This is a genomic window from Lysinibacillus sp. NPDC097162 (assembly GCF_044762185.1).
Lineage (GTDB): Bacteria > Bacillota > Bacilli > Bacillales_A > Planococcaceae > Lysinibacillus.
Window position 1 is genome coordinate 345548 of record NZ_JBIWDT010000002.1, and the last position, 25110, is coordinate 370657.

The 25110-nt window shown below is 36.3% G+C and carries 21 protein-coding genes and 1 riboswitch; of the genes, 5 read left to right on the forward strand and 16 right to left on the reverse strand.

The annotated features are described in order from the left end of the window. Nucleotides 1-246: 246 nt before the first annotated feature. The 7 genes from ACIQXW_RS13760 to ACIQXW_RS13790 form a co-directional block, all read right to left on the reverse strand. Nucleotides 247-2025, reverse strand: a complete 1779-nt coding sequence (locus tag ACIQXW_RS13760; RefSeq protein WP_402763011.1) for an aminopeptidase P family protein — start codon at nucleotides 2023-2025, stop codon at nucleotides 247-249. Next, nucleotides 2015-3130: an ethanolamine utilization protein EutH gene (eutH, locus tag ACIQXW_RS13765; protein WP_401019427.1), complete on the reverse strand. Its 1116-nt coding sequence runs from the start codon at nucleotides 3128-3130 to the stop codon at nucleotides 2015-2017. Before eutH ends, ACIQXW_RS13760 begins: the two co-directional genes overlap by 11 nt. A 40-nt stretch (nucleotides 3131-3170) precedes the next feature. After that, nucleotides 3171-3749, reverse strand: a complete 579-nt coding sequence (locus ACIQXW_RS13770; protein ID WP_340821144.1) for a helix-turn-helix domain-containing protein — start codon at nucleotides 3747-3749, stop codon at nucleotides 3171-3173. A 310-nt stretch (nucleotides 3750-4059) separates the two neighbouring features. Further along, the gene (locus ACIQXW_RS13775) at nucleotides 4060-5022 is read right to left on the reverse strand and encodes a 2-hydroxyacid dehydrogenase (RefSeq protein ID WP_340821145.1); all 963 of its coding nucleotides are present in this window, start codon (nucleotides 5020-5022) and stop codon (nucleotides 4060-4062) included. A gap of 408 nt (nucleotides 5023-5430) precedes the next feature. Further along, nucleotides 5431-6723 carry a protoglobin domain-containing protein gene (locus ACIQXW_RS13780; protein ID WP_401019432.1) on the reverse strand — a complete coding sequence of 431 codons (1293 nt, stop codon included), beginning with the start codon at nucleotides 6721-6723 and terminating at the stop codon, nucleotides 5431-5433. 297 nt (nucleotides 6724-7020) lie between these two features. Then, the gene (locus ACIQXW_RS13785) at nucleotides 7021-7854 is read right to left on the reverse strand and encodes an undecaprenyl-diphosphate phosphatase (protein WP_402763016.1); all 834 of its coding nucleotides are present in this window, start codon (nucleotides 7852-7854) and stop codon (nucleotides 7021-7023) included. Between the two features lie 289 nt (nucleotides 7855-8143). Then, a complete protein-coding gene (locus ACIQXW_RS13790; protein WP_340821148.1) occupies nucleotides 8144-9223 on the reverse strand; it encodes a metallophosphoesterase in 1080 nt (359 codons plus the stop codon). Nucleotides 9224-9382: 159 nt separating this feature from the next. On the opposite strand from ACIQXW_RS13790, the gene ACIQXW_RS13795 reads away from it, so the two are divergent. Further along, nucleotides 9383-10531, forward strand: coding sequence for an acyl-CoA dehydrogenase family protein (locus ACIQXW_RS13795; protein ID WP_401019436.1), 1149 nt, complete (start codon nucleotides 9383-9385; stop codon nucleotides 10529-10531). A 319-nt stretch (nucleotides 10532-10850) separates the two neighbouring features. Here the strand turns inward: ACIQXW_RS13795 and ACIQXW_RS13800 are convergent, their stop codons facing one another. The 4 genes from ACIQXW_RS13800 to ACIQXW_RS13815 all read right to left on the reverse strand — a co-directional run bounded on the left by ACIQXW_RS13800 (nucleotide 10851) and on the right by ACIQXW_RS13815 (nucleotide 14848). Further along, nucleotides 10851-13040, reverse strand: a complete 2190-nt coding sequence (locus ACIQXW_RS13800; protein ID WP_402763020.1) for a histidine kinase dimerization/phospho-acceptor domain-containing protein — start codon at nucleotides 13038-13040, stop codon at nucleotides 10851-10853. 15 nt (nucleotides 13041-13055) lie between these two features. Further along, a complete protein-coding gene (locus ACIQXW_RS13805; RefSeq protein WP_340821151.1) occupies nucleotides 13056-13211 on the reverse strand; it encodes a hypothetical protein in 156 nt (51 codons plus the stop codon). Beyond that, entirely contained in the window at nucleotides 13189-13881 is a 693-nt protein-coding gene (locus ACIQXW_RS13810; protein WP_402763023.1) for a response regulator transcription factor, read from the reverse strand. Before ACIQXW_RS13810 ends, ACIQXW_RS13805 begins: the two co-directional genes overlap by 23 nt. Before the next feature lie 109 nt (nucleotides 13882-13990). Beyond that, a complete protein-coding gene (locus ACIQXW_RS13815; RefSeq protein WP_401019441.1) occupies nucleotides 13991-14848 on the reverse strand; it encodes a DMT family transporter in 858 nt (285 codons plus the stop codon). Nucleotides 14849-15005: 157 nt separating this feature from the next. On the opposite strand from ACIQXW_RS13815, the gene ACIQXW_RS13820 reads away from it, so the two are divergent. After that, the gene (locus tag ACIQXW_RS13820) at nucleotides 15006-15236 is read left to right on the forward strand and encodes a MerR family transcriptional regulator (RefSeq protein ID WP_337980032.1); all 231 of its coding nucleotides are present in this window, start codon (nucleotides 15006-15008) and stop codon (nucleotides 15234-15236) included. A gap of 62 nt (nucleotides 15237-15298) precedes the next feature. Here the strand turns inward: ACIQXW_RS13820 and ACIQXW_RS13825 are convergent, their stop codons facing one another. From ACIQXW_RS13825 to ACIQXW_RS13835, 3 genes are all read right to left on the reverse strand, one after another. Continuing rightward, nucleotides 15299-16285 (reverse strand): homoserine dehydrogenase, encoded by a 987-nt coding sequence (locus ACIQXW_RS13825; RefSeq protein WP_340821154.1) that lies wholly within the window; start codon nucleotides 16283-16285, stop codon nucleotides 15299-15301. Between the two features lie 419 nt (nucleotides 16286-16704). Beyond that, nucleotides 16705-17091, reverse strand: a complete 387-nt coding sequence (locus ACIQXW_RS13830) for a hypothetical protein (RefSeq protein ID WP_402763028.1) — start codon at nucleotides 17089-17091, stop codon at nucleotides 16705-16707. Between the two features lie 408 nt (nucleotides 17092-17499). Next, complete coding sequence (locus ACIQXW_RS13835) at nucleotides 17500-18801, reverse strand: O-acetylhomoserine aminocarboxypropyltransferase/cysteine synthase family protein (protein WP_401019447.1); 1302 nt, start codon at nucleotides 18799-18801, stop codon at nucleotides 17500-17502. A gap of 113 nt (nucleotides 18802-18914) precedes the next feature. Continuing rightward, nucleotides 18915-19028: riboswitch (SAM riboswitch) on the reverse strand. A gap of 157 nt (nucleotides 19029-19185) precedes the next feature. Here ACIQXW_RS13835 and ACIQXW_RS13840 point away from each other — a divergent pair. Next, entirely contained in the window at nucleotides 19186-19827 is a 642-nt protein-coding gene (locus ACIQXW_RS13840; RefSeq protein WP_401019449.1) for a glycerol-3-phosphate acyltransferase, read from the forward strand. A gap of 215 nt (nucleotides 19828-20042) precedes the next feature. Here ACIQXW_RS13840 and scpC read toward each other — a convergent pair whose 3' ends face one another. Then, complete coding sequence (gene scpC / locus ACIQXW_RS13845; RefSeq protein WP_340821158.1) at nucleotides 20043-21563, reverse strand: succinyl-CoA:acetate CoA-transferase ScpC; 1521 nt, start codon at nucleotides 21561-21563, stop codon at nucleotides 20043-20045. Between the two features lie 310 nt (nucleotides 21564-21873). Between scpC and chrR the strand changes: the two genes are divergently transcribed. Together chrR and ACIQXW_RS13855 are read left to right on the forward strand one after the other, a co-directional pair. Beyond that, nucleotides 21874-22605 carry a class II chromate reductase ChrR gene (gene chrR / locus ACIQXW_RS13850; RefSeq protein ID WP_402763032.1) on the forward strand — a complete coding sequence of 244 codons (732 nt, stop codon included), beginning with the start codon at nucleotides 21874-21876 and terminating at the stop codon, nucleotides 22603-22605. Between the two features lie 202 nt (nucleotides 22606-22807). Then, on the forward strand, nucleotides 22808-23233 hold the full coding sequence (locus tag ACIQXW_RS13855) for a hypothetical protein (protein WP_401019455.1): 426 nt from the start codon (nucleotides 22808-22810) through the stop codon (nucleotides 23231-23233). Between the two features lie 47 nt (nucleotides 23234-23280). Here ACIQXW_RS13855 and ACIQXW_RS13860 read toward each other — a convergent pair whose 3' ends face one another. Beyond that, entirely contained in the window at nucleotides 23281-24960 is a 1680-nt protein-coding gene (locus ACIQXW_RS13860) for a hypothetical protein (protein ID WP_340821161.1), read from the reverse strand. Nucleotides 24961-25110: the final 150 nt, after the last annotated feature.

The window sequence follows — 25110 nt, forward strand, 5'->3', positions numbered from 1 at the left end:
CTAGAGCGTAGTCACAAAAAATAGGAAAATAGCTAGCTAAACAGGACTCATGCATCCTATAGTTGCAGTCCATGTTCTGTTTCGTTTCACTTAGCATGGTTATTCAAAATGTAATAGATTACTTTGTAGGGTTGCTTGTTCTTTTGTAAGAATCAAGCAACCCTATAGTTATATTTAATGAGGCTTTTTCAAAATTGTTTGAGTGCCTGGCACTTATTCCGAGTGCCTGGCACCCATGTTGTTTGTCTATTCTATTTCTTTCGTTTCTTCTCTTAACCATGCACTCTCTTCTTCATTTAAATAAGGCGCTAGCTTTGTGTAAACCTCTTGATGATAATTGTTTAACCATTGCTTTTCACTCTCTGTTAACATATCTTTATTGATACCCGCTAAATCAATAGGGCAATACGTAACTGCTTCAAACTTCATAAATTGACCAAATTCTGTTTTCTCGTCTTCAACTACTAACATCATATTTTCAATTCTAATTCCATGTTTACCTTCAAGATATATTCCCGGTTCATTCGTAACAATCATGCCTTTTTCTAATGTAACATGATTAGTACTGCGAATGCTTTGTGGCCCTTCATGAACATTTAGGAAAAATCCTACCCCATGCCCTGTCCCACACTTATAATCCAAACCATACTGCCAAATTGGTTGTCTTGCTAAAACATCTAAGTTAGAGCCTGTAGCTCCGTATAAATATTTTACTGAGCTTAATGCTATAAAGCCTTTTAACACTAAAGTAAAATCTCTTTTTTGTTCTTCGGTAAGTTTCCCTAAAACGATCGTTCGTGTAATATCTGTTGTTCCATCGTAATACTGCCCGCCTGAATCAATTAAAAATAGTCCTTCGTTTTTCAAAGTATGTTGGGATTCTTGATTAGCTTTATAATGCATCATCGCTGCATGTTCTTTATAACCTGCAATCGTATCAAAGCTAGGTCCAACAAAACCTTCTTGTTCACTTCTGAAATTTTCTAATTTTTCTTCTGCCGTAATTTCTGTAATTTCTTCTTTATCTACAAAGTGTTTTAGCCACTTTATAAATTTCACCATAGCTAAACCATCTTTTATTTCACACCATTTTAAATTTTTTATCTCGACGTCATTTTTAATCGCTTTTAAATTCGTCGTAATGTTAGGACTTTCAATTTTCTTTGTTTTTTTATTAATGGCATTAAATAATCTGATACTTGTTTTATTTGTATCTAAAATCACAACATCTTCGTGCGAAAGATTTTCCAAGAATGTTTGTATTTCATCATTCTCTCTTACTTCAATTCCTTCTACCTCTAGTTCCGATTTAACCAAAGCTGGAACCTTGCACGAATTAATAAATAAATAACATTTATGTTCCGCTACAATTACATTGGCTATGGCAACTGGATTGTTAGGCACATCGTTACCTCTTATATTTAAAAGCCACGCAATATCATCAAGGGAAGTTAAAATATAATAATTTGCCCCTTTATTTTTCATTTCTGCTCTTACTTCATTTAATTTCTCTACTCGAGATTTCCCTGCATAGTTTACGTCATGCATAAAAATTGAACCTTTAGGAATCTCCGGTCTATCTTCCCACAGATCACCAATAAAATCTTGATCCATTTTTAATTCGATACCTTTTGCTTTTAAATCTTCTTCCATCTTTTTAACCATATCTATTGAAAAAACATTTCCATCAAAGCCAACAACGCTTCCTTCATTCAGAACACCTGCTAGCCATTCTGAATAAAATGGTACCCCTGGATCTACCATTCTGAATAATCTAATTCCCGAGTTCTCAAGCTGCTTTTCAGCTTGAATATAGTATCTGCCATCCGTCCATAATCCAGCATCATTTAACGTAATCACTACTGTACCTGCAGACCCTGTAAATCCTGATATCCATTCTCTACATTTCCAATGTTCTGCTATATATTCACTCTGATGTGCATCAAAACTTGGAATTATATAAGCATCCATTTGATTTTCTTGCATTAGCTCTCTTAGCTTTTCGACTCTATTTTTAATATTCATTACTAATACCTCCATTATTCTTAAGACTAAATTTTTTATTTTCACGATCAAACAGCCATAAGGCTAGTACTATACTTAATAAGCCTGCAGTAAGTTTCGAAACTATAAACGCTCCTAACATTTCTGGGGCTACTTCTGACACATATCCAAATTGGCCACCAAATACAAACGCTCCACTTACTCCAAAGGCAGTACATACTACTTTTCCTTTAGGATTCATATCCTTGTATGTGCCAAATATTAATAAATTGCTAGCTAAATTTCCGATAATGCCTGCTACCGCCGCAGAATTAATACCAAATTTCTTCCCTATTTTTTTAAACCTATTTTTAAAAATTAGACTAATCAGTTCTAGCATAGGATATGCACCAGCTAAAATAAATGCGATTTTTCCTACTATTACCATAGATTCAGATAGAGGTGCTAATCCTGAAACGAGCTTAACACCAAATATTACATCTACACCTTGTAAAAGTAATCCTACAGCACTTAGACTCATTATAAGCTTGCCAAATACATTAAAAACTTTTATAAACACATGCGGAGCTTTTAATAATCCAACCCCTAAAATAATGGCAAAAACAAATATAGGTACCAGATTCCATGCTAATAGATTAAAATTCATTTTTTGCCATAAGCCTGCTGCAAGGCATCCTATTGGTATCGTAATAATTCCAACCAAAACACCTTTAGAAAAAAATTTTTCATCTTCTTTCGAAAGCATTCCTAAAGCGACAGGAATTGAAAAACTAATTGTGGCTCCTAAAGTAGAAGCAATGATAATTCCTGAGAATGCTCCCATTTCCTTTGTCATTGCTAGCTCCTCAGCCATTTGATAGCCCCCCATATCTACAGCTAAAAAAGCTGCAGGAATGATAGAAGGATCTAAATGAAATACTTGACATAGTGGAATAATCTTAGCGGATAAAAAATTTGCTAAGATAGGTGCTAAAGAAAGTATTCCTATCATACCAAGCCCTAAAGCCCCCATGGTTTTTATGCCTTCCTCAAATTTCCGACCCAGTTTTAAATGATTACCGGTAATATAATCAATACCTCCGATTACAAAAAATGAGCCAATTAGGAGCAATACAAATTTATCCATTTTTATTTTCACTTTCTATTAACTTTATTTAACGTTTTGACTAATCGGAAGCTATATTATTTAACCCACTATTATAGAAATTAGGCGTATTAACAGCGATGAGCTTAACCTTTTTGTTAGTATAATTTGCCCAATTGTGAGCAATATTTGAGTCCATATGAATACTATCACCAGGATACACTTCATAGCTCTTGCCATTTATGTAAACCGTTAATATACCCTCTAAAACATAAATGAACTCTTCTCCCTCATGCTTATAGGATAATATTTCTTCATCTTTCTTTTGAGGTAGTATTTCGATAAGCCTAGGAACAAGTTGTTTATTTTCCAAATTTGTACTTAAACTATACTTAATAAAGCCACCATCTACGGCGTCTATTATTTCTTGTTCATAACTCCTTAAAACGACATCTTTCTTTTTATGTGGATAATCAAAAAAATGTGTTAAATGTACTTCCAAAATATCAGCTAGTTTTTCAAGTGAATCAACTGCTATAGTAGTAAGACCTCTTTCTAATTGAGATAAAAACCCAACAGAAAGTTCGCTTTTTTCACTTAACTCTTTCAAAGTAATTCCTTTTTCAGTTCTTAATTTCTTGATTTCCATCCCTATATTCATTCCTTCACCTCCTCTAAATTTCATAATTGTGAATAATATAATACATTTAAGCTAAATATTCAATGTATTATGAAATAAATTCACGCAAATGAAATTTATTAATAAGCACAATTTCTTATGGCTCTCAATAATAGTGCGCAGCATTACTCCATCTAGTACAAAAAAAGACGCTCGATCCATTAGATCTTGCGCCTACGTTATGCAATATTAAAATTAAAAAGCTATCCTATTGTCACTATCTCAACTAAAGTTGAAGTTGATTTTGAATGGAGGTCGCTCTCATGAGTGGAAGCAGCCCTTTAATAGTTGTTTAGTCAATTCTATTCGATATTGGCTTGCCTTCTCCATATGCCATTAGTGCATTGACATTGAGCATTAGCATAGCTGTTCTTGTTTTTAACGACGCACTACCGATATGCGGAAGCGCAACGACGTTTGGTAAGGTTAACAGAGGATGATCCAATGCAACTGGCTCATGCTCAAAAACATCTAGCCCTGCAGCCCATAGCTTGCCATTTTTCAACGTGTCATAAAGGGCATTTTCATCAATAATTCCTCCACGAGAGGCATTAATCAATACTGCATCTTCTTGCATTAAGGCAAGCTCCTTCGCGCCGATTAAACCAACTGTATCGCTATTATAAGGGGTCATTATAACAACAAAATCAGATTTCGTTAAAAGCTCCTCTAGGGATGCATAACGGAAGCCATACATTTCTTCCGCTTCATGGCGACGTCTACGGTTATGATATAAAACTTTCATATCAAAGCCCTTCGCACGTCTCGCAACAGCCTGCCCGATACGTCCCATGCCGATAATGCCAATCGTTGAGCCCGATACATCTTTACCAACTAATTGCATAGGGTACCAGCTTTTCCAATGACCATCACGTAAATAACGCTCACTTTCTGGTATTCTACGTGCTGTTGCTAGCAATAAGCCAAATACTAAATCAGCTGTCGTATTTGTTAATACGCCTGGCGTATTTGTAGCCATTATGCCTCTTTTACGCAACGCTGGTACATCAATATTGTTAAAACCAACTGCTAGATTTGTCACTAGTTTTAAATTGGGGGCGTGTTTTAATAATTCTTCGTCGACTTGGTCTGCAATCGTTACCCACAATACTTCACAATCCGCTACTGCTGCTAGAAGTTTGTCTCGCGGAATAACGATTTCTTCTTCCTCCCATTGTTCTATATCATAATGCTCTTCTAAAGGCTCAACAAACTGAGCCGGAAATTTTCGTGTAATAAACAATTTCTTTTTCATATTCCAACACCCCTTTGAGTCAATTCCCCATTTTGCCTTTAGCGTAACACTAATATGCTAACGTCACAAGCAAGCTTTTATATTCAATATTTCCATTTTGCACGATAAAAAAATACGGTTTTCTGCTTTTTTTAAATCTATCCTTCATATCAGTAATTTTATCCTTCAGTTATGGGATTTTATCCTTTTTTAAACTTCTCTACCCTCTATTTCAACAATTTTATCCATAAAAAAACTATGCACTTTTATATGCATAGTTCAGAGTTATCATAACAGTTATCAAGAAGTTCAGTAATTTTAAAATGGGATATATAACTATAAAAAAACAAGGGCGTCCGCATACGTTATGCTTGAGCACAAAAAGTGTCTCACGTACTCTTTTTAAGTACTATCTACCGGTAATTTTAATTAGAAATCTTTAATCGTCGTATCAAGACGACTTGCAACTCGTTCTAGTTCCTCCGAAGATTCGCCAATGGATTCAATTACATTTGCCAACTCAGTAATTTGACTTCCAACATTTTGGAAGTTTACGATAGAGCCCTCTACTGAGCCAGATATCGCATCGAATGCTTTTAATGAGTTCAAATTTTGCTCGATACTATTATTTACGAGCTCTTGTATTTCTTGAATTGCCTGAACTACATGTTTCGTAATGCCATTAGACATGCCGATCAAATCTGCAATTTGTTCCACTGATTCTTTCGTTTGATCTGCTAACTTACGTACCTCATCGGCTACTACTGCAAAACCTTTTCCATGTTCCCCAGCTCGTGCAGCTTCAATTGCTGAATTCAATGCTAGTAAATTAGTTTGTCCAGAAATGCTTTTCACCATCTCGATTACTTTATTAATTTTGGAAGAAGAATGGTTCAACTCTTCTACCATTATCGCCATTTCAGCAGTCTTATCATTAATTTTTCCAGTTTGCTCATTTAATAATACTATTTTCGAATAGCCTTCAGATGAAACTTTTTGCATCGTCTTGGCTTCATCAATACTTTCCTTTAAGTAAGCATCTACTTGCTTCGTACTAGAAATAAGCTCCATTACCGATTCATTTGTTTCATGAGACTGGGCTTCTAACTGCGTCGAAATTCCACCAACTATATCTTTTACATGTGCACGGATACTACTTCGTTGCTCTTCTACTATAGAATTAGAATAGTTGTTATACTCTTCCAAAACAATTTGCTGTTCAAAATTACACATTTTACTAATAGCATCACATAACTTTTCTTCTTCTTCTTTTGATAGATGCAAATTATAGACGATCTTCCGCAAAGATTTTTCTAGGTTTTGAAACGCAGCTAAATACCATTTCGGATATAAATTAATCTTTACATGCATTTTTCCTACACTCCGACGCTTTTCTAAAAAGTTGTCATCGATTTTCCCTTCAAACATTTCAATTATATGATGGCGAAGTGTTTGGCGAAGGCGTTCACTCGAACTGTGCTTTTGTATAACATCTCGTAAAGTTGGTACACTCTCTACTGCTTTATAAAATGTTTCGACCACTTCCACAACACTTTGCTCAACATATGGCTTTAAACTTTTTATTAACTGTAAATCTTGTTTTGTTAGATTGACGAGTTGTAGCTGTAGCAGACGTTCTGGATCTTGAATAGTTACACCTGTATTTGACACATCATTCATAACAATTGTATTTTGCTTAGGTCTATTCCTAAATTGAAACATCTTTCCACCCCATAAAGTAATATATTGTGCCATTCTATTTTTTCGTACGCAACTTATCTATAATTGATTATAAAGTGTATTGATTAATAGATACAATAGTTCAGTAAAAATTATCTATTAGACCACCTATTGACACTCATTATCACTGATTTTATAATACTTTTTATCTATTTTACTATCGCAACATTACCAATAATTAGTTAATCATAACGTTTTTATATTCACTAACTTAATGAATAGCTCTAGGTTCAAAAAAAAAATCACTCATTATTGTGACAAATGAGTGACTTTTTTCATTTACATAAAAATAATAATACTTAGTATAGCAGCTAATACCAAACGATAAATCGCAAATGGCATTAGTTTTACTTTTGAGATAAGAGCTAAGAAAAACTTAATGGATAGTAATGCAAATACAAATGAACTAATAAAACCAACTACATAAAATCCTAAATAATCCATTGAAAGGGTATCCCAGTTTTTCAACACAGATACAAGGCTTGCACCTGCCATTATTGGAACAGCCATAATAAACGTGAAATCAGCAGCTACTCGGTGACTAATTCCGAAAAGGACACCACCTGAAATAGTTGCACCCGAACGAGAAAATCCTGGCCATAAAGATAAACACTGTACTAAACCTACTTTAAACGCCATGCCATAAGAAATATCATCTAATGATTCGACTTTAGGTTTTCTTGGTGCAAATTTATCGGCAGCAATCATTAAAATTGCACCAGCTACTAATGCATAAATAACATGCTCTACTTTAAATAAATGATCGTCAATAAAATCTTTAAACGCAAATCCTAATACAACTGCTGGTAACATACCGACAATTACATGCATTAAGTTAAAGCGACCTTTCATTGATCGTGATTGCCCACTAATATTATATAGACCCACGAGGCTTAGCATACGCTTCCACATGACCACTACAACCGCTAATATCGACCCTAACTGAACAACGATTTTAAAAGTATTAGCCGGATACTTTCCTAAAAACTCATCTGTCTTTAACCACATATCATCCACAATAATCATATGACCTGTAGAAGATACTGGTGCAAACTCTGTCATTCCTTCGACAAAGCCTAAAATTAGTGCCTTCAATAATTCTATTATATCCACATTGTCACCTTACCTTTTAACTTTATTCTTCTTTTGTTCTATGTGCGGAAAATGAAGCTTCTACAATAGATACCAATTGTAAGGTAGCTTTCATAAACTTCCTAGTACCTCATACGAAAGCTAGCCTCAGTTGGAAACAGTCAGCCTTTATGTTGAATAAGCTGCTGTGTACTTCTTTCACAATCCGAATTCACTTTAATTATGACGATAACATTAAATACTTAGCCATAATCGTTTTTTGCACGCACCAACTTATTATAAGCTACTCTTTTTTCATATACTACCTCTTTTACTGAAAAGTAATATCAACAACCCATAGCTCAGAACGACTACCTATACGCATTGGTGGTCCCCAAAATCCAAAGCCCGATGAAACAAGTGTATGCATTTGTCCCTTCATCTTATAACCATGATCCAGCTCAAAAACACGAGCTGTAATATACTGGTTAGGCCATAATTGCCCTTTATGCGTATGACCAGACATATGGAGATCTACCCCTGCCTGCTCTGGTGTTGCCAAATCATCCGGTGTATGATTCATCACAAACCAAGGCAAATGATCTTTCAATTTTATAGCATCGAGTTGTTGTCTTTCTTTATTCGTAATATCTTCTTGGCCCGTTACTATAAACGCATTGCCAACCCGAATTGTTTCATCTCGTAAAATTTCCACACCAGCTTTTTTCATTTCCTCTACAAATTCAGGAATTTTCTTACCATAATATTCGTGATTACCAAGCACACCATATACACCATAAGTAGCCGTAAGCTGTTTCATCACATCAGCCATTCCGTCTTGAACAAACCATTTTGGGTCATCATCAACAATGTCTCCTGCTAAAAAAACAACATCTGGCTTCGCTTCATTCGATAAATTTACAAAACGTTGTAAATGCTTTTTATTTGATAACACGCCTAAATGAAAATCGGAAGCAATAACAACCCGCATCGACGATAACTCACTATCTTTTTTATCCATTGTAATGTCTAAATTACGGACAACTGGAGAATATGCCAGATAAGTACCGACAACCCACAGTACAAAGAACGTAAAGACAGCCAAACTTCCAATAATGCGAATATTATTGAATGGCGTTACCCACATAACAACTTGTACTGTTAAACATAACAATAAGCCGTATTCAAATATAAACATCCAATAATTACCGATTACAGAAAACACTCGTAAAGATTCATGTATCCTTCCTATAAGAACACTAAAGGAAACGATATAAAGTAACAGCCAATAGAAAACTGGATAGTAAAACCAATTCATTGCGACAAGCCACTGCTTTAAGCCCCACCCTAAATAGAACGTTAAAGCACTATATATACCTAAAAAAAGAACGCCCATGCTTATTTTTGCCATATACTAGTCCTCTACTTTCATATATTCATAGTGATTATAGCATTACAGATGGAAATCGTATTTTTAAAAGCTCTTTTATTTTAGGCAATATTTCAGTAACATTATAGATGTACTAGAAAATTTATGCATAAACGAGCAAATAAAGGGGTGTTGTCTCAGATGGGGAAGTATAAATTTGAATCCACAGAACATGAGTTATTCCGCAAAACGTTCCGTAAGTTTTTAGCAGAAGAAGCTGAGGTCCATTATAATCAGTGGGAAAAAGATCACCTTATTCCGCTTAGTTTTTGGCGTAAGCTTGGACAATTAGGTTATCTATGTCCACAAGTGGAAGAACAATATGGGGGTCTCGGGTTAGATTTTAGCTTTGGTGTCATTATCCAAGAAGAATTAGAACGTGTAGGTTCAAGCCTTATCGGTGTCGGTTTGCATAATGATATCGTTGTCCCTTACATCGAGGCATATGGGACAGCTAAACAAAAATCACGCTGGCTCCCGAAATGTGTCACAGGTGAAACTATTACAGCAATTGCAATGACAGAGCCCGGAACAGGCTCCGACTTAGCGAATATACAAACGACTGCTATTCGAGATGGCGATTATTATATTGTTAATGGTCAAAAAACTTTTATTACGAATGGGATTCATGCAAATTTAGTCGTTGTCGCGGTAAAAACGAACCCCCATGCAGAGAAAAAACATCGAGGAATTAGCCTTCTCGTTATCGAGGCAGGAACACCAGGCTTTACAAAGGGGCGTAAACTTGAAAAAGTAGGCATGCATGCGCAAGATACGGCTGAACTATTTTTTGAGGATTGTCGTGTTCCAGTAGAAAATTTATTAGGTGAGGAAGGAAAAGGCTTCACCTACATGATGGAAAAGCTACAGCAGGAACGTCTAGCTGTAGCAGTCGCAGCCCAATCCGCAGCCGAAGATATGCTCGCTTTAACAATTGATTATGTTAAATCACGTCAAGCTTTCGGAAAATCCATTAGTGACTTCCAAAATACGCAATTTAAAATTGCGGAAATGGCGACAAAAATAGAGCTTGGCAAAACGTTTTTAGAATCTTTAATCGAAGAACATATTGCTGGTAAAGACGTTGTAACAAAGGTTTCTATGGCGAAATACTGGATTACTGAAAATGCTCGAGAGATATCTACTCAGTGCATGCAGTTGCACGGTGGCTACGGTTATATGGAGGAATATAAAATTGCACGACGTTATCGTGATATTCCCGTAATGTCTATATACGCTGGCACAAATGAAGTGATGAAAATGATTATTGCCAAAAATGTAGGGCTATAAAAAGCATTGTCGTTGCGAGGAATTGTGACCACAATTAATAAGAGGCAGAGATAAACTTGAAAATTTTAAAAGAAGGATTAATTTATCTTTTAAGATCAATAAATAATTAGAAGTGAGAACTAGTTGTTGGTAGCGGAGGCGGCGACTCCTGCGGGAACGCACGCTGCGTAAGACGCAACAAACCGCGCGTTAGCGAGGGTTGCGGCTTACGGTGTGCCCGCGGAAAGCGTCCGCCGTAGCGGACAACAACGGCATAGCAAAAAGTGTTAGATTGATTGCAGTCAATCTAACACTTTTTCTCTTTTGTCCTAGCTGCTTCTTACACTGCTGGTATCCGAACGATTACTTTAAATAAATCTCCATCTACGTCTATGCTCATACGTGCTCCGTGCAAATCGACAATAGATTGTGCAATGGCTAAACCTAACCCTGAGCCCTCTGTATGACGTGAAGCATCTGCTCTCTTAAAGCGTTCAAATAATTCATCAGCATTTTCGCTTATTTCATATTTCGCAACATTTTTCACAGTGAATTCAGCATCACCGTTAGTCGTTCTTTTTAACGTAACATAAACACGTGTACCTTCTAAGGCATATTTCAATACATTGACAATTAAATTATCGATAAGTCTCCACCATTTTTGTCCATCAACATAAGCGTAAATAGGATCATTAGACATCGACATGCGCAAATCTAAGCGTGCTTTACTTAAATCTTCCTCATGCTCTCCTACCGCCTGCTGAACAAGCTGTGTTACATCAACACGACTTCGATGAAGCTCAATATTGCCACTCGCCATTTTGGATACTTCAAACAGATCCTCAATTAATACTTTTAATCGGTCTGATTTTTTATCGAGAATATGAATATACTGCTTACGCTCCTCTTCCGTAATATCTGGATTTTTCAGTAAATCTGTATACGTAATTATAGATGTAAGAGGGGTACGTAAGTCATGGCTAACATTTGTAATTAACTCTGTTTTCAAACGTTCACTCTTTGCCTGTTCATGCATTGATGTGCGAACACCTTCACGTAAATGATTAAGATTTTCTGCATGCGCTGCTAACGGGGATTTCCCCTTTACTTTCACATCTTGGTTTAGGCGCCCTTCCGCCATATCCTTTGTATCCTTCATAATGCGATTTAAATAGCCCATTTTAGAAAGGAAAACAATCATTGCTGGAATGCCGACAATCGTACATATTCCTAATACGAGAATTGGGAATCCACCCCCCCACATCATACTAGCAACAAGACTACCACCACCAAAAAAGGCAGCTGCGACTAAAACAATTGAATGTAAAGCGATTGATCGATTTAAAAATAAATCAGTCATCGATTCCCCTATTCCCCACAAATAACTATCTTGTACATTTTGACTTAGTTTGTTCACTGTATTTACACGATCATACAACCAAATAACTTGCACGAAAAATGCAACACCAATAATGATTAAAATTAATACTTTAAATACAAAGTCAATTAAAAATCGTACATAATTGTATTGATACGTATATTCAATTGCTTCGAATGCAATATGTGAAGAAAACCAGTATACATAACCTGTAATGAACAGGAATACTATTTGGATATCAATGCGTAGCTTGGCTAAAGATTCTTTTTCCTTTAAGCTGCCTATAGTAGGAAGCAATTCTTTACGTCCTTTCCAAGCAAAGAATGCTGCTATTAGACTTGTAAGCCAAATAACAAAAAACATGTATTGATTCCGTTTAAATTGGTCATATCCATCCATTATCGCTGCAGACTGTGCAGCTCTTTTCGAGATAGTAATCGTTCCTGTGTATTCACTCGTTTCATTTAATACATCCGATTCAATGTAGACATCCGAACCGTATAACAAATGACTTGAATTGTTACTGATGCTTCCCGTTCTTAGCGGAGGGTGTACATATGTTATTTTGTATACATTGCTGTCAGTAATATCTCCGGATTGAAAAGTTTCTCCAGTTTCAACATTCGTTAATTCATAAGACAAATAGCTATAGTTTTTCGCAAAATCTTTTGCTTCATCTTTTACAGCTTTTATATATTTATCGATGAGTGCACCCTTTTGCGCCGCAATTTTCTTACGAACATATTCATCATCTTCAAAGTTTTTCGTAATATCTTTTATTTTGGCATCTCGCTCATTTTCAAGCTTTGTTTTTAATTCGTTAGCATTATTATCAGCTGCTTCTTGAATCTTCTCTTCATATTGACTCTTTATATTATCAATTTGTGTGCCTAATGAACCGTAATAATTGCGGTGTTCCTCAATTTCATTTTCTGAAACTGTAATCTTGCTCTTCAATTCCTCAGCTGTTGGTAAATTAAGCACTAACGGCCCTAGCTCTGCTTGAAAGCTATCCAGTTCATTTTGAAAATTTCCGGATTGAAAATACGATTTCCCTACATACTGATAGCCAATTTTAGAAAACGTAAATACACCGAAAATAAACCATGTTAAACAAATAAGTGCAAGAAGAGGCTTCCAAATTTTCATCATGTTTTCAACTCCCCCCTAAAAAATTTTTTCGAAAAATTGTAGCATTTCGGAGGAGCGGGAATTTACCATTTTATATGCATAAATACCGAAATAAACGAGACCGATAACACCTGCCACAAATCCTGCTATTGTTACATACTTCTCTATTTTATTTTTCCATTTTATAGCCAACGCCCCACACCACCTTTAAATAACGTGGATTTTTCGGATCTGCTTCAATTTTTTCACGTATTTTACGAATGTGAACTGCTACAATATTTTCAGCATTGTAAGCTTCCTCATTCCATACACGTTCATAAATTTCTCGGATTGAAAAAACACGTCCTGCATTTTTCATTAGTAATTCTGTAATTTTATATTCAATTGGCGTTAAACGAACAGGTTCGCCTTCCAATACAACTTCCTTAGCATCTTCATCTAGCACTAAACCATCAATTTCTACCTTTGCTGCGCCGTCATTATACGTCCCAAGTTGTACATAACGACGCAATTGTGATTTAACACGCGCCAACAGCTCTAATGGATGGAATGGTTTCGTAACGTAATCATCTGCTCCAACGGATAAGCCATGAATCTTGTCACCATCTTCAGCTTTCGCACTAAGCATTATAATTGGAATGTTGCGCTCTGCTCTAATTTTAAACGTCGCCGTAATACCATCCATATTTGGCATCATAATATCTAAAATAATTAAATGTACTTCATTATTTTCTAGCTTCTCAAGTGCTTCTACACCGTCTGCTGCCTTAATGACATGATAACCTTCATTTTTTAAGTAAATTTCAATACCATCACGAATATCTTGATCATCGTCTGTTACAAGAACTGTTAACCTCGTCATGATATACACCTCGCTCTCAACTAATAGTCTACATATAAAATCTTAAAAACCAACTAGGATAAAAATGAAGAATTTCTTAAGCTTTTACCATTTTCCATTCTTACTATTTCTATTTTTTCCTTCCCGCAAAAGTAAGAACTACAATGCCACTAAGTAGCATTGCAACACCAAACCAAGATGTTACGCTTAAATGCTCGCCAACTAGCACTACACCTAACATTGCTGCAGTTAAGGGCTCCGCAAGTGATAATGTTACAGCAGATGATGAGCTAATTTTCTGAAGACCACTTAAAAACAATAAATACGCTATGCTTGTACACATAACGCCCATAAAAAGCATTGTCCATAAGTTTTGTGTCACTGCTAGCCAGCTAAACCCACTGCTAATTGAAAACGGTAGTAATAAAAGCGCACAAATCGAAAACGTCATAGCCACTGCAGGTAATGCTTCTTGCTGTGCCATTAGTTTTTTACTTATATTTGTATATACTGCGAAAGAAACACCCGCACAAATGGCTAGCCCTATGCCACCCATATGTATAGTTCCATCTCCATTATTAATAAACAATAAAATACATCCTGTAATTGTCATAACAGTTGCGATGCCCCATACTTTTGTTGGTCGTGTTTTCAAAAGTAGCCACTCCAGCACGCCTGAAAACATCGGGGCACTACCAATTGTTACAACAGTGCCAATTGCTACGCCTGTTAGACGGATAGATGTAAAAAAAAGACCTTGGAATAAAGCAATACTTGCCGCCGCCAATATTGTCCATTTCCAGGACCATGTTCGAAAAGTAATTTTACGTAACAACACTACTACAACTAATAATAATCCACCACCAATTGCTGAGCGAATAGTCGCCACTGCAAACGGTGATACGCCATTATCTAAAAAAGTTTGTGCTGTCCCTGTCATTCCCCATAAAATAGCTGCTAGAAGTACAAAAAAATATGGATAGACCATTGCTGATTCCCTCCTAACCTTTAACACTATTACTGTTAACTATACAGATTTATCCAAAATCAAACAATTCCCAACTTACTTTCCTTACATACAATCCATTATTATGTTTTCTATAACAGAGGAGGTATAATAATAACATTAAAAGGAGCGACCGTTTATGTATAAAACTATTGAAGAAACAGCCCTGGATCTTGGCATGCCTGAGGAGCAGATACTACGACTTGTTTATGAAGGACGCATCCGTTCAATTTATGATGGGGACCAAATATTGATTAATAGTGGACAATTTAGTACCTATTTTGAACAGTTAGAACGGATAAAAGAAGAAATAGAAATTTGGCGTAATACACCTATTCCTGAAGATATTGACGTGAAGGACGAAGACTAAACTTTAAAAGTGCCAGTCACTCAAACAATTCAGAATTGTTTGAGTGACTGGCACCGACTCAACTAAATACTTACTACAAATCCAGCACGTTTTCCGATAATCTCAGCGTAGTCCTCAACCATCACACTTGCCGTTGGATACATGCCTGCGCCTGGACCTACTAATGTTAATGTACCAATATAATTCGTTTCAAGCGCAACCGCATTATTAACGTCATCAACCGGATAAAGCGGATGTTCTTTATCTACTAATTGTGGACCGACCTTTGCTACCACTTTACCATTTGCAAGTTTCTCCACTTCAGCTACATGGCGATAACGTAAGCCTTTCTCACAAGCATCCTTTACCTGTTCAGCTGAGATACAGTCAATGCCAATCACTTCGACGTCAGCCCAATCTGGTTGTTCACCAAATGCTAATGCGCTTAAAATCATTAACTTTTTAAAGGCATCTTGACCAGATACATCATTATATGGATCCGCTTCTGCATAACCTAAATTTTGCGCCTCTTTTAAAGCTTTCTCAAAGGACCAGCCCTGTGCGCGCATTTTTGTTAAAATATAATTAGATGTTCCATTCAAGACACCTTGAATACGGCTTACATCATTTACAAGCAAAATATTTTTCATCGTTTTAATAACAGGCACGCCGCCTGCTGTTGTTGCTTCGAAGCCCACGAATACACCATTTGACTTTGCAAGTTCTTGTAACTCTAAGCCACGTTTTGCAAACATCACTTTGTTTGCTGTAATCACATGACACTTATGCTCAACTGCACGCTTTAAATAACCAAATGCCGGTTCTTCATTGACAATTGCTTCAAATACAACTTGCATGCCAGGTTCTGCTAAAACCTCATCCATACTCGTTGTTAATAAATGAGCAGTACCTGGAACACGTTCACGACTAGTATCCGTTACTAATATTTTTGCTACTTCCAATTCAATGCCTAATTTCCGTTTAAGTTCTTCACGCTTTTCATTCAATATATGATAGATACCTTGACCTACAGTTCCAAATCCTAAAATCGCTGCCTTTATAGTTGCCATACTTGTTATTCCCTCCAACGTACATTTCTCCAGTTTTATATATATATAAAGTCTGTGCCTACAAGCACATATTCAAATAATTCAAAATTTAACCTAAAGAAAATTGTAACGCAAATAAATACATTGCACAAGAAAAATCTTTCTAGGATGGACAATTGTTTTCTCTAGGAGTGCAAAAGAAATCGGTTTCATTGCCTTTATTATACGTTTTATTAATAAATCTATAATATTTGAACAACTTTTGACGAACTCTTATTAAAAAAAGAAATGCCTTTCTTCTATTATATATGTATGAAGATACCCGTTATAGAATAAGCTGTTTTTGAAAAGCAGTAACTATTTCCACAAGTAACGTAAAACGCAACAAAAAGCTCATTCCCTATAGCAGTAGAGAATGAGCTAAAAAATATAAGGGAAAGTTAACTTGCTTGTAAAAATAATCGATAACGATATTGCGCTAAAGCTGATTGCACTAGCTTTATTTCTTCTTGTGTAAAGTTCGGTACTGCATATGTGCGTTCAATTAATTGAAACGACCCGTATTTTAAATAATATTCTGTCGCTGGTAGTGCAATATGACTTGTACCGTTAGCTTCATACTCTTCAAAAACTTCTTTGACTATGTAGCCTTCTTCTTTAGCATATACGATTTCTTCAAAAGCACTATGTCCAAAAGTTTGTTGCCATTTTATTTCAACTGTCGAAAGTAAGTTTTGAATGGATAGGTTGTTCACAAAATGTTGACTTTCATTTAATTCATAAATTATATAAGCTGTTACATTTTGTGCACGATAAACATTTCCCATTTAAAACACTCCTTTTCGATCAGTTTTTTAATGCGAGCGTAGCTACTGGCTATGTAGCTACACTCTTTTCATATATTTATTCAAAAGTGGGGGAGCACTTATGAAAACAAATTGATTGTTACCGCCTAAACTGTAGCGGTATTTAGAATTACGTAACATCGACAATCTTTAAAATTGTTCTAGGTTGGTAGCCATTCGAACATTTAACTTAATCCCTAGTATATAGCATGGTTTTAATCAAGTCAACAATACTTATAAAAATACTAGGTATTATTTATAGGAAATTTCAGTTAACTTACCGAATGAGGTAATGATTGATGTAGCAACGTTATACGCATTACCAAATGAGGTACTTCGAATGAGAAAATACGTTAACGCTACGACATGAACCTAATTTATCAATTTATATTAAGCTTCTACTTTTTGCTCAGTAGGTGTTACTTGTGCAATTGCTTGTTCTAAGTCTGCAATAATATCCTCAACTGCCTCTAAACCGATTGATAAGCGAATGAGCGACTCGGATACGCCAGTTTGGATTAGTTCCTCAGCAGATAATTGTTGATGGGTTGTAGATGCTGGGTGAATAATTAACGATTTTGCATCTCCAACGTTTGCTACATGCGAGAATAGTTTCACGCTGTCTATTAGCTGACGACCTGCTTCTCGTCCACCTTTAATGCCAAATGTAAGCACTGAACCGAAGCCATTTTTCAAGTATTTCTTCGCTAAGTCATGGGAAGCAAACTCCTCTAATCCATTATAGTTTACATATTCCACGGATGGGTGGTTACGTAAATATTCAGCAACTGCTAACGCATTCTCATTATGTTTAGGAATGCGCAAATGAAGCGTTTCTAAACCTTGTAGTAAGTTAAAGGCGGCATCAGCACTTAATGTTGGACCAAAATCACGTAGTAATTGCACACGCAGTTTTGTGGCAAATGCAGCCGCTGCAGTATCAATACCGTATCGCAATCCATGATACGATGTGTCTGGCTCTGTAAATCTAGGGAATCTACCTTGTGTCCAATCAAATTTCCCAGCATCTACAACTACGCCACCTAAAGTTGTACCATGACCGCCGATCCATTTTGTTGCTGAGTGAACAACTATATCTGCACCAAAGTCGATTGGCGTTGCGCCATATGGTGAAGCAAATGTGCTATCAATAATTAATGGCAAGCCATTTTCATGTGCAATCGTTGCTACTGCTTCTACATCTAAAACCTTTAAACTTGGATTGCCGTAAATTTCAGCAAACACTGCTTTTGTGTTTTCATTAATCGCAGATCGGAAGTTCTCAGGGTTTGTTTCATCTACAAAAATTGTTTTAATACCGTAGTTTGGTAGTGTATTTGCTAATAAGTTATATGTTCCTCCGTATAAAGAGCTTGCTGCTACGATTTCATCCCCTGCACTTGCTAGATTTAAAATTGAAAATGCGATAGCTGCTGCACCTGATGAAAGTGCTACTGCTGCTGTACCGCCTTCCAGTAAAGCGACGCGTTTTTCAAAAACATCTACAGTTGGATTTGTAATACGTGTGTAAATATTGCCCGCTTCTTCTAATGCAAAAAGACGTTGCGCATGAGCAGTGTCTTTAAATACGAAAGCTGTTGAACGGTACACTGGTACAGTTCGAGAACCTGTCACTGGGTCAGGCTCTTGACCACCGTGTAATAGTAATGTTTCTGGTTTGAAATTCGACATATTTTCTTCCTCCTTAATGGTTTTACGATGGTACCGGAGATGAGGAGGATTTATGTGTAGAAAACAAAAACCCTCTTCAGTTAAGAAGAGGGTTGCGGTTGCAAGTTTTCCTCCCCTTATCTGCCAGATCCAAGTAAGAATCTGTAGGAATTAGCACCTTAGCAAGTTTGTCACTCACTGGTTGCCGGGCATCATAGGGCCTATCCCTCCGCCGCTCTTGATAAGAGTATGTGATTCAATTTCCATCGTTGTTACACAGTATAAACATAGACTTTTTTTCTGTCAACAGTAAAATTTATTTTTTTCTGAAACTTCTGTCTGCTAACTTACGTAATAAGAGCACATACACTATATTAAAAAATAAAAATGAAAGGAGCATTTTTTATGGAAAAAGCCATTATTTTTTTTATTATTATTATCATCGGTTATTTAATCGGCTGTATCCACGGATCTAAAGTAGCACAATTTCTATCGGGTGTAGATTTAAAAAAGACTGGGCATGGCAATGCTGGTGCCTCGAACGCAACGCTTTCTCTTGGCTGGAAATACGGCCTATTAGTGGCGCTAATTGATATTGGTAAAGGCGTCGGTGCTATTCTCTGTGCCATCTACTACTTTTCTTCTAATGCATCACAATTCACTGAAATACAAACGTGGCTCTTAATCTATACAATGGCTGCTAGTGTTATTTTAGGGCATAATTTCCCATTCCATATGGGCTTTAAAGGTGGCAAAGGTACTGCCTCCATTATTGGGATTTTACTTGCTGTCGATTGGAAAATTGCTTTATGTGCACTTATATTATTTGTGATTTTATCTTTTGCTACAAACTATTTAATCGTCGGTGTGTTAGAATTTTATATTGTATTTTGTACGGCAACTTATTTATGGATACCTGGAATTGGCCCAACTATTATTTCCATTCTACTTTTATGCATAGCGTTCATTTTGCATATTGAAAATATTAAAAGGCTATTCCAAGGAACAGAACCGAAAGTAACATCTGCCTTTAAAAAGTCAGTATAAACCAAGAGGATGAGACATATCTTTGAGGACTCTAGTTGGTGGTAACGAGAGGTGTGACTACTCGGCTACAGTACAAACTTAAGACGCAACTGACAGCGTGGCAGCGACGATTACGGCTGATTGTGTACCCGTGGAATGCATCCGCAGAAGCAGACATCAACGCATAGCAAAAAGTGTTAGATTGATAGCAGTCAATCTAACACTTTTTAAATATATTATTTAGCAAATGATGGATCTAGCATTGTACCGTTCTTTGCTAAATTCACATGCCAAGAAAGTGCTTTTTCTAAATCATGCGGTGTATGGTGACCACCTGTTGCTTCATTTGCGTCATTAAAGTACGCCCATAATTGCTCTTTATAATCTGGATGCGCACAGTTTTCAATGATTAGACCGACACGCTCTTTAGGTGCTAAACCTCGTAAGTCTGCAACGCCCTGCTCTGTTACGATAACATCCACATCATGTTCGGTATGGTCTACATGCGAAACCATTGGAACGATACTAGAAATTTTTCCACCTTTTGCATACGATTTTGTCACGAAAATACCTAATCGTGCGTTACGAGCAAAATCTCCAGAACCTCCAATACCATTCATCATCTTTGTGCCAGAAACATGAGTTGAATTTACATTCCCATAAATATCTAATTCAAGCGCTGTATTGACAGAGATCAAGCCGAGTCGACGGATAATTTCTGGGTGATTAGAAATTTCCTGTGGTCGTAATACTAATTTATCTGCATATTTTTCAAAATTTCCATAAACTTGGTTTCCTACTTTTTCAGATAGGGTAATAGAAGTAGCAGATGCAAAGCTTACTTTTCCAGCATCCATTAATTCAAATACAGCATCCTGTAGTACTTCCGAATAAACTTCTAAATTTTCAAACTCAGAATCTTTGAAACCTAATAATACAGCATTCGCCACTGAACCTACACCTGATTGTAGTGGGCGTAAACTCGTAGTTAAACGACCTACTTTAATTTCTTCTCTTAAGAAATTCAGTAGATGATTTGCCATAATATCTGTTTCTTCATCAGCGGGAACAATCATTGATGGTGCATCCAAAATATCTGAAATAACAATGCCTTTTACTTTGTCTAAATTTAGTGGAATGCCAATTGTACCAAGACGATCTGACACATCTAGCATTGGAATTGGATCACGTTTACCTTGTGGTCCTGGAACAAAAATATCATGCACACCTTCTAATGCATCAAGCTGTGCTATGTTTAGCTCGATGATAACTTGGTCTGCTTCTTGTACGAAAATCGGAGAGTTACCAACTGAAGTTGTAGGAATCAATAAGCCATCTTCTGTAATAGCAGCAGCTTCAATAATAGCGAAGTCAATCGGACCAATAATGCCTTGGCGTACTAATTCAGCATTGTGTGATAAATGGGCATCAACATAAGTAACTTCCCCACTATTAATCATGTTTCGAATACCTGCGTCTCCTTGGAAAGGACCTCGCTTGCGAATAACACCAGCTTCTGCTAAGTATTGGTCAACTTCAGGCCCAAGTGATGCACCTGTATATACATCTACCTTGAAGCTTTCTGTTTTTGCTTTCTCAACAAGTGCAAGCGGTACCACTTTTACGTCACCTGCACGTGTAAACCCGCTCATACCAAGTACCATGCCGTCCTTAATCCAAGATGCTGCTTCTTCTGCTGATACGACTTTGTTTCGTAATTGTTCATTACGAAGCTTTTTTGCTAACTTTTCATCCATTCCTTATTCCTCCATCCCACATTTATTTACTTCAACTAGATTATTTGTCCTTCACATCGGTACACCCAACCAATGTAAAAAAACAGGAGATAAATAACCTGTCGTCATACATAATTTTACACTATTCAGAACATTTAAGCTATATCTAACAAAATATTTTACTTTACGAGTGAATTAAGTATTAGTGTTAATTATTTGAAAATAGTTTCATCTTAAACGTTCACCTTCTTTTATATTGGATTTGATTCGATTTTAGCTAAAAATCGTGATATGCTCTTGGTATATTAATTGGGAAAAGGGGACTTTATAGATGGTTAAAGAATTATTACGTAACCACTCTTCGGTTCGTATTTATGATGGGAATCCTATATCTAAAGAAATCGTTGAGGATTTAATTGCTACTGCACAGATGGCAGCAACTTCTCACTTTGTACAAGCATATAGCGTAATTTGGGTAACGGACGAGGAGAAAAAAGAAAAGCTAGGTTTGCTGTCAGGAAATCCACGTCAATACGAAACATCTGGTGGTGCTTTTGTATTTTGTGTAGACTTTAAACGACTACAAATGGCAGGGAAATTAGAAGGCGTTGATATTGTTGCAGATTCGGCTGAGAACGTTCTTGTTGGCGTAGCGGATGTATCATTATTTGCACAAAACTTTGTTATTGCTGCTGAATCTATGGGATACGGAATTTGTTATATAGGCGGTGTACGTAATAAGCCTGAAGAAATTAGTGAATTATTTAATTTACCGGATTATGTATTCCCATTGTTCGGTTTAACAATAGGCGTTCCAGCTCGACGCAATGAGGTTAAACCTCGTTTACCAGTGGCTGCTATCCTCCATGAAAATGCATACAATACGGAAAAATATGAGGAACTGTTACCTGCTTATAATGAAACAATGGAAGCATATTACAATAGTCGTTCCTCAAATCGTAAAATTGATAATTGGACAAAGCAAATGGCTGATTTTTTAGTTGAACAGCGTCGTCCACACATTAATAGCTTCCTAGCACAAAAAGGATTTAATTGGAAATAACATTACTTAAGTGGAGTTACTATCGTCTGATAATAACTCCACTTTTTTCATATTTTTAACGTTTTTTTAATGCCAACCTAGTATTTTTGACTTGATTGATATGTTAAATTCAGGTACAAATTAAACGAAAAGACTCTTTCCTTTTCCAACATTTCCATTAATATTAATAGAAGGACCCTATCTCGAAAGGAGTTTTGTAAAAATGTCCTTTGTTAATAAGCATCTTGCCCGTACCTTAGAACAACAACATAAGAGAAGCGTAAGAGGTTTATTTTTAAAAATCCAAGACTTAAATAACGAGTGTTTACTTTTAAGAAAGCGACTTGAACAACATATCGACCTCAATCAATACAAAGAAGCTATTGCATATGTCGATCAATTCGTTTCCTATACAACCATTTTAAACTTAAAATTTGTGACAAATACTCAAAACCTAGAAGTCGTTGTGCTGCACGCTCTTTTATTGGAGCATATTATAGCAAACGAAACAGCCCATTCTTTGGAGTACGAAAATAATTTGTTACAAGGCTATATTCATGAGATATTCGCATTAAACGATCACGCCGCAACACTCTTTTCTAATCATAAAGAAAAGCTGCTACGTTACATCGAGAATCAGACTACATAAAAAAGACGATCAAGACAACAAAATTCATTGTGCTGATCGTCTTTTGTTTATTGTAAGCCTTTAATTATTAGCGAGCGTACTGGTAAAAATTGCTCTCCTGTATTTCCATAAGTTAGTATTACTTCGTCACCCTCTTGTAAATAAATTGCAAGAGGCTCCGTTTCTGCACTTACTAAATAATTTTCACCATTATTCAGTAAAAACGATACGATGGTAAAGTCACCGAGGCGCTCCTTATAAACGCGCAGTACTGTTCCACTTGCATTTTTCTCTTCTGCATTTGAACTACCATCTACCGTACTTCCACCACGGCTAAGTGCTGTTTTATATAATTTCAATGCTTCTTTCGGTGTTGTTGCATAAGCTGAAATTTCAGGATTTGCTGCGGACACGATGAAATAATTTTGTAAGAAGCCATTAGCATCTAGCACTGCTGTTAACCAACTTGCCTCACCATAAAAGTTATACAATACAGGCATTTCTCCTGCCCACTTTTTCTCAATAAATTTCTTTTCAATGATTTGCAAATTCCCTTGTGAATCCATATACGATTCATCTTGATTTCCTGTGTAATATGTCGCTTCCCCAGTTCGGGCATTCGTTAATGAGTAGCCAAGCATTGAATCCACGCCCTCTTTCGGACTTGTGAAGTCAGTGAAATAATACATATCGCCTGCCTCATCAAATATTGGGCTGACATTTGATTCCGTGCCTTCGTCTGAAGGTAATTTGACATCTTTCTTACCAAACATACTATTCCAGTAACCATGAACATATTTTCCATAATAGCTATTTTGTAAGCTTACTGTCTCTGGTGAAACGGCACCATCAATAAATGCCGGAACATCATCTAATTTTACAAGCTCAGATTTACCTGTTAATGCATCTACAAGTACAATGCCCTGTACATCAAAGCCATTTCGTGCAGAAATAAATTCCCCATAAGAACGGATATAGTATGGTTTACCGTCATCATCAATTTCTAGCTGAACATCTCCATAGAAAATAAGGAATGGATGTTGCAAGCGTATATGACGCTCTAAATTAGCATTTAAAAACGCAGAAGGAACGTATTTCATTTCCTGCGGGATAAATTTAGGATTGTCAGCTGAGTCCGTCGCACTCATCGTAAAATAACCTGGTGTCGTTTTACCATTCATCCATTTAAAGAACCCAGAAAATTCAACTGGTGCGATATAAACATACTCACCATTTACTTTTTGAATTTGTAAACGTCCTAGCTCGTAATAACTCGTATTCGGTACTTGCCCAAATGCTTTTTTCATTTTATTTCGGACGAATTTAGGTGGAACACTTGCTGGTGTTTGCGTTTCATCAAACGGCTTAATCTCAACTTCTTCTTTCATTTCCGCTGATTTGAATTTATCGTTAGCATTCCACAGTGGCGCGGACAATACATAGACCCCAACAACTAAGCTTGCTAAAAATAAAACACCTTTAATCTTTCTTTCAATACCACTTGCAAGAAATGCACCACATAAAGTGAGTAGTATAATTACTGGCCAAAAGACAAGCCAGTTAACATCAATTTTTGTCACATACAGCGCAATACCCGACGCTATAAAACCTATTACAAAAACACCAATAAAAAAGTAACCAACTACTTTTTTCGATTCACCATCTTCACGCTTCTTCGTTATTAGCGGTGTTAATAGTACACTCGCAATTAATGCAATGACTACAGAAGCTATTAATAGCTTAGTCATACCGTTCACCCTCTCCTCACTTACTGTCTACTTATTTACGGTTACATATTGAAAAAGTTTCAAACATAAGTTGAATTGGATACCTCTCCCCTTCACTTAATAGAAGAACATTGCGAGGTAAAAAGAGCTTATACTTGAAAAAGGAAATTT

Bases quoted from the DNA above. Each gene is read 5' to 3' on its own strand.
- ACIQXW_RS13815 (WP_401019441.1), bottom strand. From the start codon at position 14,848: ATGGTCTATCCATATTTTTTTGTACTTCTAGCAGCTATTTTATGGGGA.
- ACIQXW_RS13840 (WP_401019449.1), top strand. From the start codon at position 19,186: ATGGAAAAAGCCATTATTTTTTTTATTATTATTATCATCGGTTATTTA.
- ACIQXW_RS13810 (WP_402763023.1), bottom strand. From the start codon at position 13,881: ATGACGAGGTTAACAGTTCTTGTAACAGACGATGATCAAGATATTCGT.
- scpC (WP_340821158.1), bottom strand. From the start codon at position 21,563: ATGGATGAAAAGTTAGCAAAAAAGCTTCGTAATGAACAATTACGAAAC.
- ACIQXW_RS13760 (WP_402763011.1), bottom strand. From the start codon at position 2,025: ATGAATATTAAAAATAGAGTCGAAAAGCTAAGAGAGCTAATGCAAGAA.
- chrR (WP_402763032.1), top strand. From the start codon at position 21,874: ATGGTTAAAGAATTATTACGTAACCACTCTTCGGTTCGTATTTATGAT.
- ACIQXW_RS13800 (WP_402763020.1), bottom strand. From the start codon at position 13,040: ATGATGAAAATTTGGAAGCCTCTTCTTGCACTTATTTGTTTAACATGG.
- ACIQXW_RS13770 (WP_340821144.1), bottom strand. From the start codon at position 3,749: ATGAATATAGGGATGGAAATCAAGAAATTAAGAACTGAAAAAGGAATT.
- ACIQXW_RS13795 (WP_401019436.1), top strand. From the start codon at position 9,383: ATGGGGAAGTATAAATTTGAATCCACAGAACATGAGTTATTCCGCAAA.
- ACIQXW_RS13825 (WP_340821154.1), bottom strand. From the start codon at position 16,285: ATGGCAACTATAAAGGCAGCGATTTTAGGATTTGGAACTGTAGGTCAA.
- ACIQXW_RS13835 (WP_401019447.1), bottom strand. From the start codon at position 18,801: ATGTCGAATTTCAAACCAGAAACATTACTATTACACGGTGGTCAAGAG.
- eutH (WP_401019427.1), bottom strand. From the start codon at position 3,130: ATGGATAAATTTGTATTGCTCCTAATTGGCTCATTTTTTGTAATCGGA.
- ACIQXW_RS13820 (WP_337980032.1), top strand. From the start codon at position 15,006: ATGTATAAAACTATTGAAGAAACAGCCCTGGATCTTGGCATGCCTGAG.
- ACIQXW_RS13780 (WP_401019432.1), bottom strand. From the start codon at position 6,723: ATGTTTCAATTTAGGAATAGACCTAAGCAAAATACAATTGTTATGAAT.
- ACIQXW_RS13790 (WP_340821148.1), bottom strand. From the start codon at position 9,223: ATGGCAAAAATAAGCATGGGCGTTCTTTTTTTAGGTATATATAGTGCT.
- ACIQXW_RS13860 (WP_340821161.1), bottom strand. From the start codon at position 24,960: ATGACTAAGCTATTAATAGCTTCTGTAGTCATTGCATTAATTGCGAGT.
- ACIQXW_RS13855 (WP_401019455.1), top strand. From the start codon at position 22,808: ATGTCCTTTGTTAATAAGCATCTTGCCCGTACCTTAGAACAACAACAT.
- ACIQXW_RS13775 (WP_340821145.1), bottom strand. From the start codon at position 5,022: ATGAAAAAGAAATTGTTTATTACACGAAAATTTCCGGCTCAGTTTGTT.
- ACIQXW_RS13830 (WP_402763028.1), bottom strand. From the start codon at position 17,091: ATGGGAAATGTTTATCGTGCACAAAATGTAACAGCTTATATAATTTAT.